At 59.8% G+C, this 16,509-nt stretch carries 14 protein-coding genes and 1 pseudogene; 9 read left to right on the top strand and 6 right to left on the bottom strand.

Annotation, left to right across the window (positions count from 1 at the left end; genetic code table 11):
- Position 1 precedes the first annotated feature (1 nt).
- The 3 genes and pseudogenes from AC07OF_RS11655 (at position 2) to AC07OF_RS11645 (ending at position 2,937) form a co-directional block, all read left to right on the top strand.
- Complete coding sequence (locus AC07OF_RS11655; RefSeq protein WP_495072904.1) at positions 2-883, top strand: LysR family transcriptional regulator; 882 nt, start codon at positions 2-4, stop codon at positions 881-883.
- 167 nt (positions 884-1,050) lie between these two features.
- Positions 1,051-2,082: pseudogene (locus tag AC07OF_RS11650) on the top strand (HAMP domain-containing protein); the annotation flags it as partial.
- 69 nt (positions 2,083-2,151) lie between these two features.
- A complete protein-coding gene (locus AC07OF_RS11645) occupies positions 2,152-2,937 on the top strand; it encodes a methyl-accepting chemotaxis protein (protein WP_371261995.1) in 786 nt (261 codons plus the stop codon).
- A 46-nt stretch (positions 2,938-2,983) separates the two neighbouring features.
- On the opposite strand, the gene AC07OF_RS11640 is transcribed toward AC07OF_RS11645, so the two are convergent.
- The 3 genes from AC07OF_RS11640 to AC07OF_RS11630 form a co-directional block, all read right to left on the bottom strand.
- On the bottom strand, positions 2,984-4,048 hold the full coding sequence (locus AC07OF_RS11640) for a YkvI family membrane protein (protein WP_157191867.1): 1,065 nt from the start codon (positions 4,046-4,048) through the stop codon (positions 2,984-2,986).
- 74 nt (positions 4,049-4,122) lie between these two features.
- Positions 4,123-4,500: a RidA family protein gene (locus AC07OF_RS11635; protein WP_495072903.1), complete on the bottom strand. Its 378-nt coding sequence runs from the start codon at positions 4,498-4,500 to the stop codon at positions 4,123-4,125.
- A gap of 19 nt (positions 4,501-4,519) precedes the next feature.
- Positions 4,520-5,650, bottom strand: a complete 1,131-nt coding sequence (locus tag AC07OF_RS11630) for an NAD(P)/FAD-dependent oxidoreductase (RefSeq protein ID WP_495072902.1) — start codon at positions 5,648-5,650, stop codon at positions 4,520-4,522.
- Positions 5,651-5,777: 127 nt separating this feature from the next.
- Here AC07OF_RS11630 and AC07OF_RS11625 point away from each other — a divergent pair, with 127 nt between their 5' ends.
- The 3 genes from AC07OF_RS11625 (at position 5,778) to AC07OF_RS11615 (ending at position 9,200) form a co-directional block, all read left to right on the top strand.
- Positions 5,778-6,398, top strand: a complete 621-nt coding sequence (locus tag AC07OF_RS11625) for a helix-turn-helix domain-containing protein (RefSeq protein WP_157191864.1) — start codon at positions 5,778-5,780, stop codon at positions 6,396-6,398.
- Between the two features lie 491 nt (positions 6,399-6,889).
- On the top strand, positions 6,890-7,675 hold the full coding sequence (locus AC07OF_RS11620) for a sulfite exporter TauE/SafE family protein (RefSeq protein WP_157191863.1): 786 nt from the start codon (positions 6,890-6,892) through the stop codon (positions 7,673-7,675).
- A gap of 322 nt (positions 7,676-7,997) precedes the next feature.
- Entirely contained in the window at positions 7,998-9,200 is a 1,203-nt protein-coding gene (locus AC07OF_RS11615; protein ID WP_157191862.1) for an O-antigen ligase family protein, read from the top strand.
- Here the strand turns inward: AC07OF_RS11615 and AC07OF_RS11610 are convergent.
- Positions 9,190-10,080, bottom strand: a complete 891-nt coding sequence (locus AC07OF_RS11610) for a glycosyltransferase family 2 protein (protein ID WP_157191861.1) — start codon at positions 10,078-10,080, stop codon at positions 9,190-9,192. The two genes, AC07OF_RS11615 and AC07OF_RS11610, sit on opposite strands and share 11 nt — an antisense overlap.
- A gap of 418 nt (positions 10,081-10,498) precedes the next feature.
- On the opposite strand from AC07OF_RS11610, the gene dusA reads away from it, so the two are divergent.
- The 3 genes from dusA (at position 10,499) to AC07OF_RS11595 (ending at position 14,612) form a co-directional block, all read left to right on the top strand.
- Positions 10,499-11,509 carry a tRNA dihydrouridine(20/20a) synthase DusA gene (dusA, locus tag AC07OF_RS11605; RefSeq protein WP_495072901.1) on the top strand — a complete coding sequence of 337 codons (1,011 nt, stop codon included), beginning with the start codon at positions 10,499-10,501 and terminating at the stop codon, positions 11,507-11,509.
- A 124-nt stretch (positions 11,510-11,633) separates the two neighbouring features.
- Positions 11,634-12,560, top strand: coding sequence for a transaldolase (gene tal / locus AC07OF_RS11600; RefSeq protein ID WP_495072900.1), 927 nt, complete (start codon positions 11,634-11,636; stop codon positions 12,558-12,560).
- 147 nt (positions 12,561-12,707) lie between these two features.
- Positions 12,708-14,612: an alkaline phosphatase D family protein gene (locus AC07OF_RS11595; protein ID WP_495072899.1), complete on the top strand. Its 1,905-nt coding sequence runs from the start codon at positions 12,708-12,710 to the stop codon at positions 14,610-14,612.
- Positions 14,613-14,651: 39 nt separating this feature from the next.
- Here AC07OF_RS11595 and rssC read toward each other — a convergent pair whose 3' ends face one another.
- Entirely contained in the window at positions 14,652-15,134 is a 483-nt protein-coding gene (gene rssC / locus AC07OF_RS11590; protein WP_013971741.1) for an anti-sigma factor antagonist RssC, read from the bottom strand.
- Positions 15,131-16,315, bottom strand: coding sequence for a two-component system response regulator RssB (gene rssB / locus AC07OF_RS11585; RefSeq protein ID WP_157194708.1), 1,185 nt, complete (start codon positions 16,313-16,315; stop codon positions 15,131-15,133). Before rssB ends, rssC begins: the two co-directional genes overlap by 4 nt.
- Between the last annotated feature and the right edge of the window lie 194 nt (positions 16,316-16,509).

The following is a 16,509-nucleotide window of genomic DNA, read 5'->3' as shown; positions in this document are numbered from 1 at the left end:
ATTGAATTTTTCCAGCGACAACATCGAACTGTTTCTCGCCGTACTTGACCGCGGATCCTTCTCTGCCGCCGCCCGCGCCCTGGGCCGCGTGCCTTCGGCCGTGAGCATGGCAGTCGGCAACCTTGAGGCCGAACTGGGCTACGCCCTGTTCGAACGCACCCACCGGGAAACCCGGCCCACCGCCCTGGCCCTGGCGCTGGAACCCCATGCGCGGATGATCGCGGCGCAACTGGGGCAGTTACAGGTGCATGCCCTGGAATTGTCCCAGGGACTGGAAAGCACCCTGGCCATCAGTGTGGTACCGGACATCGACCACGGCCCGCTGCTGACGGCGATCAAGACCATCAGCGAACGCTATCCACTGCTGGAGGTCGAGGTGCTCAGCGCCCCTCAGGAGGAGGCCCTGCAATTGCTGCACAGCGGTCGAGTCAGCCTGTGCCTGGCCTTTGCCGGATTGGCGGTCGATCCGCAGCAACGCTTCCAGAACATCGGCATGGAGTCGCTGGTGGCGACCATCTCGCCGCACCACCCTGCCCTGCAACGCCAGCCGCGGCAGATCGCCTACCTCGAAGACCTGGTCAATGTCCGCCAGATTCTGGTGGCCAGTCGCGACCTGCCAATCACTGACACCCGCGCCCTGATCGGCAAGGCGCACTGGCGCACCGACAGCCTGGGCATGGCCCTGGAAATGGTCGAAGCAGGTCTGGGCTGGGGTGATTTTCCCCTGTCACGGGTAGCCCCGCTGCTTGAGGCCGGGCGTCTGCTGCGCCTGGACTTCAAGAACACCCGCAACGAACTGCAGTTGCCGGTGCATGCTTTCTGGCGTCACAACCAGCCACTGCAAAAGGCCGCGCAGGAACTGGTCAGACACCTCGGCATTTAACGCCCCAAGCCGCAGACCAAAGCCTTGGGTAGGAAAATCCTGTCAGCCCCTGCGGCAATCTGCCTTTCAATTTTTCAGCGTTGCGGCCGATAGCCGTCTGGATAGGTACGAGCATTGGCCAAAAGCACCGCTCGGCACTCCTCCTTACTGGCACAAGGTATCGGAACATGAACCTGAAATTTCGCCACAAGATCCTGCTGTGCGCCTGCGGCGTCGTGGTTCTGGCATTTGCTTTGTTCACCCTCTACAACGACTACCTGCAACGCAACACTATCCGGCAAAACATCGAGTCGTCGGTCAAGCAAGCTGGCGCACTGACCGCCAGCAGCGTGCAGAACTGGATGAGCGGCCGGATTCTGGTGCTGGAAAACCTCGCCCAGGACGTTGCCCACCAAGGCGCCAATGCCGATTTCCCGGGACTGGTCGACCAACCTTCATTCACCAACAACTTCCAGTTCACCTACGTCGGCCAGGCCAACGGTGTGTTCACCCAGCGCCCGGATGCGAAGATGCCTGACGGCTACGACCCGCGCCAGCGTCCCTGGTACACCGCCGCGGTCGCCGCCAACCAGACCATGCTGACCCCGCCCTACATGGCTGCGGTCGGTGGCCTGGTGGTGACCATTGGCATGCCGGTCAAGAGCAAAACCAACGGTGAACTGCTCGGCGTGGTCGGTGGCGACCTGAGCCTGGCGTCCCTGGTCGACATCATCAACGCCGTGGACTTTGGCGGTATCGGTCATGCCTTCCTGGTCGACCGCAATGGCCAGGTGATCGTCAGCCCGGACAAAGACCAGGTGATGAAAAACCTCAAGGACATCTATCCAGGCAGCAACCTGCAGGTGGCCCCGGGCATTCATGACGCGACCCTCGGTGGTCAGGAGCGCATCATCTCCTTCGCCCAGGTCAGCGGTCTGCCATCGGCCGACTGGTACATCGGTTTGTCGATCGACAAGGACAAGGCCTACGCCCCTCTCAGTCAGTTCCGTACTTCGGCCATCATCGCCATGCTCATCGCCGTGGCGGCCATCGCCGGCCTGCTCAGCTTGCTGATTCCGGTATTGATGCGTCCGCTGACCACCATGGGTCGCGCCATGCAGGACATCGCCCAGGGAGAAGGCGACCTGACTCGCCGCCTGGCGGTGGAGAACAAGGACGAATTCGGCGAACTGGCCGGCGCTTTCAACCAGTTCGTTGAGCGTATTCACGCCTCGATTGCCGAAGTGTCCTCGGCTACCCGTCAGGTACACGATCTGTCGGAACGGGTAATGAGCGCGTCCAATGCCTCGATCATCGGCTCCGAAGAGCAAAGCATGCGCACCAACAGCGTGGCTGCAGCGATCAACGAACTGGGCGCCGCCACCCAGGAAATCGCCCGCAACGCCGCCGATGCTTCGCAGCACGCCAGCGGTGCCAGCGAACAGGCCAACGACGGCCGCCAGGTGGTGGAAGAAACCATCTCGGCGATGACTGCGCTGTCGCAGAAGATCAGCGAATCCTGCGAGCAGATCGAAACCCTCAACGCCAGCACCGACGACATCGGGCAGATCCTCGATGTGATCAAAGGTATTTCCCAGCAGACCAACCTGCTGGCCCTGAACGCCGCCATCGAGGCCGCCCGTGCCGGCGAAGCCGGTCGCGGTTTTGCGGTGGTCGCCGACGAAGTGCGCAACCTGGCGCACCGTACCCAGGAATCGGCCGAAGAGATCCACAAGATGATCACCACCCTGCAGGTCGGTTCGCGCGAGGCGGTGCACAACATGAACGCCAGCCAGGTGTCGAGCGAGGAAAGCGTGATGGTTGCCAACCAGGCCGGTGAACGCCTGAGCAGCGTCACCCAGCGTATCGGCGAGATCGACGGCATGAACCAGTCGGTGGCGGCGGCAACCGAGGAACAGACTGCCGTGGTCGAAAGCCTGAACCTGGACATCACCCAGATCAATGTGTTGAACCAGCAAGGCGTGGCCAACCTCAATGACACCCTGCGTCATTGCGATGCCCTGGCCCAACAGGCCGGTCGTTTGAAACAACTGGTCGACAGCTTCAAGATCTGACCCGCTGGCCTGGCGAGGGCGCAATGCCCTCGCCAGGTGCCTGCTACTACACCGCCACGGCGCGCTTGACCCTGCCCATCCGCACCCAGCCGATCAGCACCGCCAGCATCACCACAAAGCCCAGGTAACCGAAGAACGGATAAACCTGGCCGACCAGGCTGATAAAGCCGATCAGGCTACAGATAAACGCCGCCACGCCCGTCACCACAGCGCCCAGGCGAAAGCTGCGGGTACCCGCCGGCAGCAGCCGCGCCAGAAACGAATAGTGCATGCCCACTGCGGTGTTGACGATCATGCCGAAGATGATCACGCACATGATCACACCCAGCACCGGGGAAATTTCGCTGGCAATCGACAGCATCGGCATCGGCAGATCAGCCACTGTATCCAGGCGTGAGAGCAAGCCTGCGCTCATCACCAGCATCAGGCCACCAAGCCCCGCCCCACCGAGGATCCCACCCCAGATCGCAGTCTTCTCCAGACGTGCCGAACCGCCGAGGATCGCCAGCATCGGCGCGCCGGCCACAACGTTGTACGACACATACAGGAAGGCCCCGAGCAACCAATGGCTGGCACCCGCTTCCTGCTGGCTGGCGACCTGGTCCAGGGCGGTGAAACTCAGGTCGCGGGTGAACACCGCGTACAACGCGATAGCCGTTGCCGCCAGGATCAGGAAAGGCGTGACGGCACCGATCAACACGATGACCTTCTGGATATCCAGACAGACTACCGCCACCACCAACAGGGTCACCAGCACACTGCCGGTGAGTGCCGGGATACCGAACTGCTGTTCGAGCAAGGCGCCGCCACCGGCGAGCATCACCACCGTCACCCCGAACATGAAGAAGGTGATCAGCAAGTCGACAAACAGACCCAGGTAGCGCCCGCAGATGGCATACACCACATCCTTGTGCGAAGCGGCCTGCAGACGGTTGCCCAGACCTGCCAGGGCCATGCCGAGAAAGGTGAAGAGCGCCGCACTGACCAGGGTGCCGAGCAGTCCCCAGAGGCCAAAGTTGACAAAGAACAGCAATAACTCCCGCCCTGAGGCGAAACCTGCACCCACGATAACGCCGATAAAGGCGCCTGCAATTTTCAGCTGCTCTTTCATCTCGAACCCTCTGGCATCTATGGCCCTGGTCAGGCCTTGTTGTTTTTTCCAGTACCACGCAGGCGTGTGCGACCTCAGTCGTGACCGATCCAGGCCTGTACTTCGATCTCCACATCCACACCCAGGGCAAGGCCGGCGCTCACGGTCGAGCGCACCGGATAGCCATTGGCGAAGAAACTTTTGTAGACCTCGTTGAACCCGGCGAAATGCGTCATGTCGGACAGCCACACCGTAGCCTTGACCACCTGGTCGAACCCTGCGCCGCACTCGGCCAGGGTTTCACCGATACGCTCAAGCGTGGCTTGGGTCTGGGTCTGAATGTCACCACGCACCACTTCGCCTGAGGCAGTCATCGGCACCTGGCCGGAGAGAAACAAAAAGCCCCCGACCTTGACGGCCTTGGAAAACGGGAACGGCAGGTGGCTGGGAATACGCTGGATAGTCGAGCTCATGGCAATGTCCTTTGAGGGATTAACGAAAACGCGCCGGTGACAAGCGTTGCGGCTCGACACCTTCGCGGTGCAAGGAAGCGGGAAGTGCTTGATCCAGCAGCAGCGCACAGGCCAGCTGCGAAACACCGGCCGCCGACTGGATGCCATAGCCGCCCTGGGCAGCCAGCCAGAAAAACGCCGGATTGTGCGGGTCGCGTCCAATGACCAGATCGCCATCGGCGACGAATGAACGCAGCCCGGCCCAGGTATGACTGGGGCGGCGGATCGTCAGTGTGGTCAGTGCTTCGATGTTGTAGATGCCGGTGGCCACATCCAGCTCTTCAGGCATCACATCCTGAGCTTCGACCGGATCGGCATTGGCCGGTGAGCCGAGCAACTGCCCGGCATCGGGTTTGAAATAGAAACTCTCATCCACCCCGATCACCGCTGGCCACTGTGCAAACGCCTGGTCTTGTGGCCCATCGAAGGTAAAGGCGCTGCGTCGGCAAGGTTGCAGGCCAACGGGCTGTACCCCGCACATTGTCGCAATCCGATCCGCCCAGGCCCCTGCCGCGTTGACCAACTGACGAGCCTGGAGCACGCTGCCGTCGGCCAGGTGCAACTGCCAGAGACCTTCGGCAAAGGCCCCCTCAACCAGCTCGGCATTGCAGCGCAGCTCGCCGCCGGCCTGACGAAAGCCACGCAGGAAGCCCTGGTGCAGAGCGTGTACATCAAGGTCCATGGCCCCCGGCTCATGAAACGCGCCTGCAATGGCTTCGCCCTTCAGGCTCGGCACCATAGCCACAGCAGCCTCGGGGTCGAGCAGGCGCACTTCGGTGCCATTGGCCAGGTTCTGCGCATAACTGCTGGCGAGCAGCGCCTGTTGCTCAAGACTGGCGACATACAGACACCCTCGCGGCTCCAGCAACCGATGCTCACAGAACCCTGTCGGAGGTGATTGGTAAAAAGCGCGGCTGGCCCGGGTCAACGCCTGAATCTGCGGGGTGCCATAAGCCTCCATGAACATCGCCGCCGAACGCCCGGTGGAGTGGTAGCCAGGTTGCGGCTCACGCTCCAGCAGGAGCACGCTTTGCTGCTCTGCCAACCGGTAACCCAGGGAAGCACCCGCAATACCGGCGCCAATGATCACGCTGTCGAATATCTGCGTCATAACCTTGCCATTGCCTGATGAGGGAATCAGAAATTATCACTTATGAGAATTCTAATATATGAGAATTTCAGAATACGCAAGCGGCCACGGTAAGATGCCTGTCCGTGATACCTGACCGAGATTCTTGATGAGTGACCGCTCCCCTGCTGCCGACCGCCCTGGCGCGCAGCCCCCGATCGACCGCACCGAAGTCGGCGCCCGCCTGCGGACTGTGCGCAAGAGCCAGCAACTGACTCTCAAGCAGTTGTCGGAACGCTCCGGGGTGCCGGTCTCGACCTTGTCGAAAATGGAGTTGGCGCAGGTATCGGTGAGCTATGAAAAGCTTGCTGCGGCGGCGCGGGCGCTGAATGTCGACATCGCCCAATTGTTTCGCTCATCCGAAATGAAAGACGCACCGGCATCTACCACCGTGGTGGTCCACTCGCTACCTACCGTGCCGGGTTACAGCACCGGAACCTATGACTATCACCTGATTGCCGGCGAGTTTCCCGAGCGCCTGATGACACCGATGTTTGCGCGGATCATTGCGCGTGAGCGGCAGCAGTTCGACGAATTCATTCGCCACCCTGGGCAGGAGTTTGCCCTGGTGCTCAGTGGCCGGGTAAGAATTGAGTTCGAAACCGGTGAGGCAGTGAGTATCGGCGCGCAGGAAACCGCTTATTTCAACAGCAATGTTGGCCACATCTACCTGTCGGAAAGTGAAGATGGGGGTGATGCACAGGTGATGGTGGTAATGACGGATCGGTGATGGGCGCACCCAAAGCAAGAGCGAAGCGAATTGTGCTCTTGATCTTGATCCACCCGCCCCGTTAACCAGTAGGGCTGAGTGGAGGTGTCGTGGAGGGGCTAGCGCGCAGCGCCTGCGGCGTAGCCGAAGTTGCGAAGCGTAGAGTTGCTTGCAACTCGTAGCTCGCAATGCCCCGTAGCGGCACCGGAGCGAAGGGACCCGAAGCGCAGCGTAGGGCCCCTGGTGGGGCGAGACCTTTGCGTTACTTTGGGGCGTTTGCCAAAGTAACCCGCCGTAAGGGCGGAAAGGTGACTCAGCGCCACCACCGTCAATGGATATGCTCAAAAAAAGCGGAGCGATCAGAGGCCTCATCGCGGGGCAAGCCCGCTCCCACAGGGCTGCCTTAGAAAACCCCAGTTATAACCTAATAACGAACTAGTCTATTTCGCTATAAAAAAACCTTTATGCTGGCTGCCATCCGATCACGGGCACGTTGGGCGTTTAGGTAAATTATGGATGTAGGTTCATTCGGCTTCACCATTGCAGGCCTCATCGTAGGTTTCATCGTCGGCATGACCGGCGTCGGCGGCGGTTCATTGATGACCCCGATCCTGCTCTGGTTCGGCATCAGCCCGGCCACCGCAGTGGGCACTGACCTGCTGTACGCCGCCATTACCAAAGCCAGCGGCGTCTGGGTCCACAGCAAGAACAAAAACATCGACTGGAAAATCACCGGCTGGCTGACCCTGGGCAGCGTCCCTGCCGCTGCTGCAACCCTGTGGTTCCTCAGCACCTTGGACACCGACACCCAGGCTGCTAACGCTGTGATCAAGCAAGGCCTGGCCGTGGTCCTGGTACTCACCGCCCTGGCCATCCTGTTCAAAAGCAAACTGCAAGCATTCGCCAGCAAACACGCAGGCGACCGCTATCACCTGAGCGGCACCAGCCTCAACCTGCTGACCGTAATCACCGGCGTCATACTCGGCGTCATGGTTTCGCTGACCTCCATCGGTGCTGGCGCTCTGGGTACTGTAGCCCTGTTCCTGCTCTACCCCTACCTGGTCACCCGCCGCCTGGTCGGCACCGAGATCGCACACGCGGTACCCTTGACCCTGGTCGCCGGCCTGGGCCACGCCAGCATGGGCAATATGGATTGGTCGCTGCTGGGTTACCTGCTGCTGGGTTCGCTGCCGGGCATCTACCTGGGCAGCCACCTGACCGGACGCATTTCCGACAGCGTCCTGCGTCCGTGCCTGGCTGGCATGCTGCTGATGATCGGTTATAAGCTGGCATTCTGACGCCGCGGCAGAGCTCCCGAGCTTGCCGCCCTGATTCATCGACCATCACACCGAGTCGACTATCCCATGTGGTCCGGCTGTACCTGCGAATCACTGCCAAAGCCGTAAGCCTGATGCCACTCCAGCGTGGCACCCATGATCGATTGATGCTATTTTCCTGCCAGCCCCTGCCCACAATTTCTTCAGCCACTTGAACCGTGGCCATGGGCTGCTGTGCCGCCCTTATTCAGCAAGGAGGCGATCTTTCATGGTGTCCAAGAGTTTCAGAATTAATACCACGCAGGACATACAAATATGGCATTGATTAGGAAGAGCACGCGAGATGTCGATTGATGTACCGATAGACACCAAGGCCCAACGCCTGGGGAACATGATCAATAGCTACGTATTGCCGATTGGCTGGCTGGTCATCCTCACAGGGATGTTCTGGGCTGGGGAACGAGCGATGTACCACAAGCTCTTTTACATTTTCCTGGCCTTTCCCACCCTCCTGGCATTGATCCTGCAGCCGCGATTACTCAAACCCCTGACCAGCAACCCGCTGTTTCTGGCCTTCCTGGTCTTCAGTGCGTACACCCTCCTGAGCATTGCCTGGTCTGACACGGAAAATTCAACGGGCAGCCTGGTCAAACGACCGTTGTATATCGCAATGCTGCTGTTATCTGCGGGCATCATCGCTCTGCGCACCCCAGCGCAACTGGAAAAGTGCACGCGCCTGGCGTCTATCTTCGCCGCATTGGCGGCAGGCCTGTCGCTGATCTACTTCATGTTCTTCAAAATGCCCGAACTGGATAACCGTTTAAGCGGTTATGGCGCGCTCTATAATCCCTTGCTCACCGCCCATGTATTCGGCGCATTCGCCGCGTTCTGGCTGGGGTCATGGTTCCAGGCACGTAACGCGTTGAGCCCTCTGCCGATTATCTGCCTGGCGGTACTGGGCGTAGCGATCATCGCTACCGGCTCACGGACGCCTTTGGTGGGACTAGCGGCAGCCCTTGGGTGGCTCATGATCGTCGGCGACCGCAGACGCAGCATGATTGCCATAGGGGTGGTAGCTGTTGGCATTCTCAGTCTTGTGCTGATTCATCCCGAAGCCATCACCCAGCGCGGCGTATCCTACCGCCCTGCCATCTGGATGGAGTCGCTGCGCCAGATCAGCGAGCATCCATGGCTGGGCCATGGCTACGACTCACCCATGACGGTGATCATTCCAGGCATGAAAAGAACCCTCGCCGATCCGCACAACATTGAACTGGGCGTGTTGTACGCGGGCGGCATCCTGGGGTTGGCCTTGTGGATGACGCTGTATGGCCTGGCGATGTACTTCAGCTGGATCTACCGCAAGCAACCCGCTGTCACCCTCGCGGCGACCTGGCTTGTCTTCGGCTTTGCTGCGGGCCTGACCGAAGGCAGCGCCTTCATGTCACGCCCCAAAGAACATTGGTTTCTGATCTGGCTGCCACTGGCCATGGTCTATGGCCAATCGCTGATCCACTGGACGCGCAATCGAGCAGTCAAGAGCTGATCAGCCTCCAGATACCGCGCAAGGTTTTCTTGTTCCAGTACTTGACCGGGATTTCCGCCAGGATCTCCCGAGTCAGCGTCTTGTCGCGGTTGGCGTACTTGAGCACCATGGAGTTCCGGAAGTTCATGCACACTTTCTCGTACTGCGGGTGATCACGGAACACCTCATACGTTTTCAGTACGTTATCCACCATGAACCGGCCATTCTTGAAGGTGTTGGTCGGATGATCACGGTATTGCGCCAGCACCTCGCCAAGCACGTCGATGAAGTAACCGGCACGAGCAATCGCCAACTCGATATACACGTCCTCCAGCCGAATGTTCGCATTAAAGCCACCGACTTTATCCAGGGCTTCACGTCGCAGCATCAACGTCGCAGCCATTGGCCCGGGCTTGCGGTCTAGAAAAAGATCGTCAAAATCCAGACGGCGGAAGGGCAGATTCCGCTTACGCTGCTCGCGTGGGCCCATAACCCGACCATCCTGGTCAATGGTCTCGATATTGGCTGAACAAATACCCACTTCAGGTTTGCCTTTCATGTACTCCACTTGCGTGGCGATACGATGGGCAACCATGATGTCGTCGGACCCGAACGGGACAATTAACTCGCCTCTTGCACGCTCAATTGCGTCATTAAGCGTAGCCGCCAAACCCTTGTTGGCCTGAAAGCGTAAATCAAAACCATGCTTTTCCTGGAGCTGCTTCAGAATCGCCGGGCTCTCATCCGTTGAACCATCATCGATGACAAGCAACTCGATATTGGAGTAGGTTTGGTTGATGACGCTATTTACGCTCTTTTCTATATAGCGCGCGTGATTGTAAGAAGCGATGATTACTGTCACCAACGGTGTGTCAGAAACATCGTGACGTTGAGCAGACATAAAAAAACCCTAAATTAAATCCGTGCTGCATTAGTATTTTTCAGCTTACATTTGCGAATGTCGCGCTCAAGCTCACAAGCCTCAATCAATAGCCGAAAGTGCAGGTGTAATGCTACTTATCCTATCACTAGTTGCATCGGTAATCTCAGTGTAGAGCCTTCAGTCTAAATGAAGGCGACCCCGAACGATACCGGCTTGCTTGGAACCTGCTGCTCGCCATCAGCGATCGAGGCATGGCGGACGCCCATGATCACCCCAGGCACATAACTGCAGGGCCATTGTCTTACGGTCGAGCGCCTGGCTTTCCTGATAAACTGTGTCGCCTTTTTGCATGATGCGAATGTGTGCGGCAGCACCGGTTTCGAGAACATGCAAACCCAGTGATAATGATAAACAGTAGCAAATGAGAAATATGTAGATGCAGACACAACAAGCAGAAAACCTGGTAAACCCAGTGAATCCGGTAGTCAGGAGGTTTTCTGTTGCGCCGATGATGGACTGGACTGATCGCCATTGCCGCTTCTTCCTACGCCTACTTTCCAGTAACGCCCTGCTCTACACCGAAATGGTCACCACCGGCGCCCTCCTGCACGGCGATGCCGAGCGTTTCCTGCGTCATGACGAAGCCGAGCATCCGCTTGCCTTGCAACTGGGCGGCAGCGTGCCGGCGGATCTCGCCGCGTGCGCCAAGCTGGCCCAGGACGCCGGCTACGATGAGGTCAACCTCAACGTCGGCTGCCCGAGCGACCGGGTGCAGAACAACATGATCGGCGCCTGTCTGATGGGCCATCCAGCGCTGGTCGGCGATTGTGTCAAAGCAATGCAGGATGCGGTGCAGATCCCGGTGACGGTCAAACACCGTATCGGCATCAATGGCCGCGACAGTTACGCCCAGCTGTGCGATTTCGTCGGCCAGGTGCGTGATGCCGGTTGCCGCAGTTTTACCGTACACGCACGCATCGCGATCCTTGAAGGTTTGTCGCCAAAGGAGAACCGCGAGATTCCACCTCTGCGTTACGACGTAGCTGCGCAGTTGAAGGCGGATTTCCCGGAGCTGGAGATCATCCTCAACGGTGGCATCAAGACCCTGGCCGAGTGCCAGGAACACCTGCAGACGTTCGATGGGGTGATGCTCGGACGCGAGGCGTACCACAACCCCTATGTGCTGGCCGAGGTCGACCAGCAATTGTTCGGCAGCCAGGCGCCGGTAATCAGCCGCAGTGAAGCACTGGCCAAGCTGCGCCCTTACATCGCTGCACACCTGGCTGCCGGCGGCGCCATGCACCATGTCACCCGCCACATCCTCGGCCTCGGCCAGGGCTTCCCGGGGGCGCGCAAGTTCCGTCAGTTGCTTTCGGTGGACATCCACAAGAGCAAGGATCCGCTGGCCCTGCTCGATCAGGCCGGTGAGTTGCTACAGGGCCGCTAGTTCCGGAACCTGTGCGCGCCTGGACACTCGAAGGTTTATCCCTTCGCCCTGCTTGCCAGCCAGCCCTTGAGCGGCTGGCAGCGCTCGGGTAATGTCGATCCATCGCACAGGACAGAGCACGCCCATGACCTCCAAGCTGGAACAACTCAAGCAGTTCACCACTGTAGTTGCCGACACCGGTGATATCGATGCCATCAGCCGCCTGAAACCGGTCGACGCCACCACCAACCCTTCCCTGCTGCTCAAGGCTGCGGCCATGCCCGGTTATGCCGAGTTGCTCAAGCAATCGGTCGAACACAGCAAAGGCGATGTCGGTCTTGCCTGTGACGCCTTTGCCGTAGCGGTGGGTGCCGGCATTCTCAAGGTGATTCCGGGGCGTATCTCCACCGAGGTCGATGCGCGCCTGTCCTTCGACCAACCCGCGCTGCTGGCCAAGGCCCGGCAACTGATCGCGCTCTATGAACAAGCCGGTATCGGTCGCGATCGCGTGCTGATCAAACTTGCCTCGACCTGGGAAGGCATCCGCGCCGCCGAAGTGCTGGAGAAGGAAGGCATCCAGACCAACCTGACCCTGCTGTTCTCCTTTGCCCAGGCCCAGGCCTGTGCTGACGCGGGGGTATTCCTGATTTCGCCGTTCGTAGGCCGTATCTACGACTGGTACAAAAAATCCACCGGCAAGGAGTACGTCGGCGCTGAAGACCCGGGCGTGCAATCGGTCACGCGGATTTACAACTACTACAAGGCCAACGGTTACAACACCGTGGTCATGGGGGCGAGCTTCCGCAATATCGGCCAGATCGAACAACTGGCGGGCTGCGACCGCCTGACCATCAGCCCCGAGCTGCTACAGCAGCTGAGCGATGACCAGGGCGAGCTGCCACGTATCCTCAGGCCGGGCAACGCCGGCGAAGCCCGTCAGCAACTGAGCGAAGCACAGTTCCGCTGGGCCTCGAACGAAGATGCCATGGCCACCGAGAAACTGGCCGAGGGCATTCGCCAGTTCGCTCGGGATCAGGAGAAGCTTGAGGCGCTGCTCGCAGCAAAGGCTTGATACAAAACCGCATTTGCCACTGAGGCGGGGAATGCTGAGTATCCTTGCTTTTTTGCGGCCTTGAGGCCTCATCGCGGGTCAAGCCTGCTCCCACAGTAGGAGCGGGCTTGACCCGCGATGCTTTCTATTGCGCTTCCAGAGATGTTGATGCCTGAACCTTCCGCATTGCCCGCAGTATTGGCCGGCCCTGTGCTGCGCCGCCTGGAACCTACGCGAATGGTGTTCTGGCTGGTCGGCTCGCAAGTGTTGCACCCGACCCTGTCACTGCACTGCCCGGGCATCACGCCCGACCTCGATTGCCAGGTCATCGCCATTGGCCGCCAGGCATTCGTGCACCTGATCGACATCCGCCTCGACAGCCCTCTGCCCTGCGATGTGCAGATCGACTATGACCTGCTCCTGCAAACCGGCAACGGTGCTAAGGGCGTCGCCCAATGGGCGCCACACCTGCTCTACGACGGCGCCCGGCAACCCAGCTTTGTCCTGCATTCGCGCCTTGAACAGCTGCTTCACGGCTCTTGCCGCAAGCCTCATCATCCGGCCGCCGACGGCCTGCTCTGCGCCGATCGCCTGCTGATGGAATGCACCGACCCCAAGGCTCGCCCCGCCCTGTTGATGATGAGCGGCGACCAGGTCTACGCCGACGATGTCGCCGGGCCGATGCTGCGCGCGATACATGCACTGATCGAACGCCTGGGATTGTTTGACGAGGCGCTGCAGGGAGCGGTGGTCGATAACGGCACTGCGCTCTACCAGCACCCGGCCAGTTATTACCACCGCGCAGATCTGCTACCGGCGCTGGAAAGCAATGAAACCCTGCGTGAGCGCTTCTTCGGCGGCGCGCGCAAGCCGATCTTCACCAGCAGCAATGCCGATAATCACCTGGTGACCTTTGCCGAGGTCATGGCCATGTACCTGCTGGTCTGGTCGCCGGTACCCTGGTCGCTGATCGACCCGCAAATGCCATCCGGGCTTACCGTTCAGCGTCAGGACCGCTACCGTCAGGAACAACAGCTGATCGGCGCGTTTGCCAGCGGTCTGGGCGGCGTCGCCCGGGTATTGGCCCATGTGCCTAGCCTGATGATCTTCGACGATCACGACATCACCGACGACTGGAACCTGTCTGCGCAGTGGGAAGAAACCGCCTACGGCCATCCCTTTTCCAGGCGCATCATTGGCAATGCCTTGCTGGCCTACCTGCTGTGCCAGGGCTGGGGCAATGACCCCGATAGCTGCCGCGCGCTGGTGCACAAATGCCAGGTACTGAGCCATAGCGCCCTGACCGACCAGCGCCTGGATGCCGCGTTACAGGATGAGCTGATCGATGAAGTGCTGCGCTTTCAGGGCTGGCAGTTCGTACTGCCAAGCGACCCGCCGCTGCTGGTCCTCGACACCCGTACTCGTCGCTGGCGCAGCGAAAGCAACTTCAACAAGCCGTCCGGTCTGCTCGACTGGGAAGCCCTGAGCGAGCTGCAACAGGCCCTGCTCGATCACCCCTCAGCCATCATCGTGTCGCCTGCGCCGATCTTCGGCGTCAAGTTGATTGAGACCGTGCAACGGGTGTTCAGCTGGCTGGGCTATCCCCTGCTGGTCGATGCGGAAAACTGGATGGCCCATCGTGGTGCGGCGCAGGTAATCCTGAACATCTTCCGACACTCGCGTACGCCAGGGCATTACGTGGTTCTCTCCGGCGATGTGCACTATTCGTTCGTCTACGAAGTACTGATCCGTCATCGCCAGCGCAGTCCGCACCTGTGGCAGATCACCAGCAGTGGCATCAAGAACGAATTCCCGCGACGCCTGCTGGACACCTTCGACCGTCTCAACCGTTGGCTGTATTCGCCCCGCTCACCGCTCAACTGGTTTACCAAACGCCGTCAGATGGAGGTAATCCCCCGCACACCGAGCCACAGCAAAGCCGGCGAGCGACTGTGGAACAGCGCAGGCCTGGGCCAGGTGTTTTTCAATGAACAGGGGCAACCCCAGCGGATTTTCCAGCTCAACGCCAACGGTGCGGCGCCGACCGAGTTTCCACCCAGGACAACGGATTAGTCAGTTAGTGCAGGCGCCGCAAGGCGCCTGAGTACCGGATCAGGTACGCTCGAGGGCGTTGACCAGGTCGTGGAAGGCTTCGCGATTGGAATCGTTCAGGCCCATGAGGATCTTGTGCGCCTCCAGTACCTTTGAGCGCACCACGTCTTCGTTCTGGTCCTGGGAAGGCAGGTCGGTCAGGCACTCGGGGCATGGAATCGGCCGATCAACGATGTTGAACACCTGGTCGAAGCCCATCGATTGCAACAACCGCGAGATGTCCGGGTTGGTGGTCACCACTGTCGGCAACAGCCCGACCTTCTGGCGCGACAGGATCGAGAGCTTGGCCAGCAAGCCCAAGGTGGTACTGTCGATGCTTTCGGTTTCAGTCAGATCAATGACGATCGCCGAGAAATTCAGCGCCGTGAAGATCTTTTCAATAGTCGCATCCAGCGCTGAACACAAGGTCAGGCGCACTTCGCCGACAAACTTCAGAACGAAGGTGCCGCTCTGTTCGGCGAACTGGATTCTTCCCGTACTCATTGAAGGTTCCTGCTCAACACCAATAGGGCGATATCATCCGGCATCTCCCCAAGCGTAGCCAATCCGAATCGTTGGCGCAGCCCATCCAGGCTACCACCCGCGGCCTTGACGATTTCAGGCAAGGCCGCCTCTTTATCTTTGAGTGTACCGCCAGGCAAAAGGTCCAGAATGCCATCAGAGAGCAAGGTCAGGCTGAACTGTGGTGGCAACTCCAGGACATGATCCTGGTAGGTCGCCTCTTCAAACAGTCCGACCGGCAACCCGCGGCCCTCCAGATAACGGCTCTGGCCCGGGGTATACAGCACCGGCAACGGCAAGTGGCCACCAATGCTGTAGGTCATCAGCCCGGTGTCTTCATCAATCACCCCGCCAACCATGGTCACATGCTTGCCCAGCTTGCAGTTGATCAGGCCGCGGTTGATGTGGCCAAGCACTTCCGAGGGCTTGAAATCGCGCAGCCTGGAATTGCGTTTGAATTCAAACAGCAGCCGGGTGGTCATGAACTTCAGCAACACCGTGACGAACGCCGATGAAGCGCCATGACCGGAAACGTCCGCCAGGTAGAAGGCGATGCGTCGCTCGTCGACGCGGAAATAGTCGGCAAAATCGCCCGACAGGTACAGCGACGGAATGATCTGGTGCTCGAACGACAGCTCGTCGGCCACCCAGGGACTTTCCGGCAGCATGTTCATCTGCACCTGGCGCCCGGCGGTCTGATCCTCCTGCAACAGGTGCAGGCTGGCCTCCAGTTCGCGGTTGGCGGTTTCGAGCTTTTCCCGGTAACGCTGGTTCTCCAGCACCAGGCGAGCGCGATCCAGCGCACGGCGCACCGAATGCTCCAACACCGCAAGGTCTTCCAAAGGCTTGATCAGGTAGTCTGCAGCACCCAGGCGCAACGCCTCTACTGCATCGTTCATGACCCCGGCACCGGAGACCACGATCACCGGCAATTCGGGCGCGCGCTCGGTCACCTGGCGAATCAGCTCCAGACCGCCCATTTGCGGCATGCGCAGATCGCAGATCACGAGATCAGGCTGTTCCTGTTCGAAGACCTGCAGGCCCTGCAAGCCATTACTCGCTTGCAGGACACTGAAACCACTGTCTTCAAGGTAGGCGGCAAGACTGGCACGTACGACGTCGTCGTCATCGATTATCAGCAGCGTGGCACTGGTTTTCTGCATGTGGGCAAACGGCGCCAGAATTAGGTTGGCGTAGGCGGCTCGACAAGGCATGAGCACACGTACTGGATTCGCTTCTAGCCACTCTTATATGAGTTGTAGGACAAGACAGGCTGTCCGGCAACTTGCAGAGGTGCCCTGTAAGGCGCAGACGGTACTCCCATCCGCTGGGGGTTTCAAGGGTACGCCGATGCTCG

This window comes from Pseudomonas sp. GW821-FHT10B02 (assembly GCF_059415665.1).
This window is presented reverse-complemented; position numbering and strand designations above follow the sequence as displayed.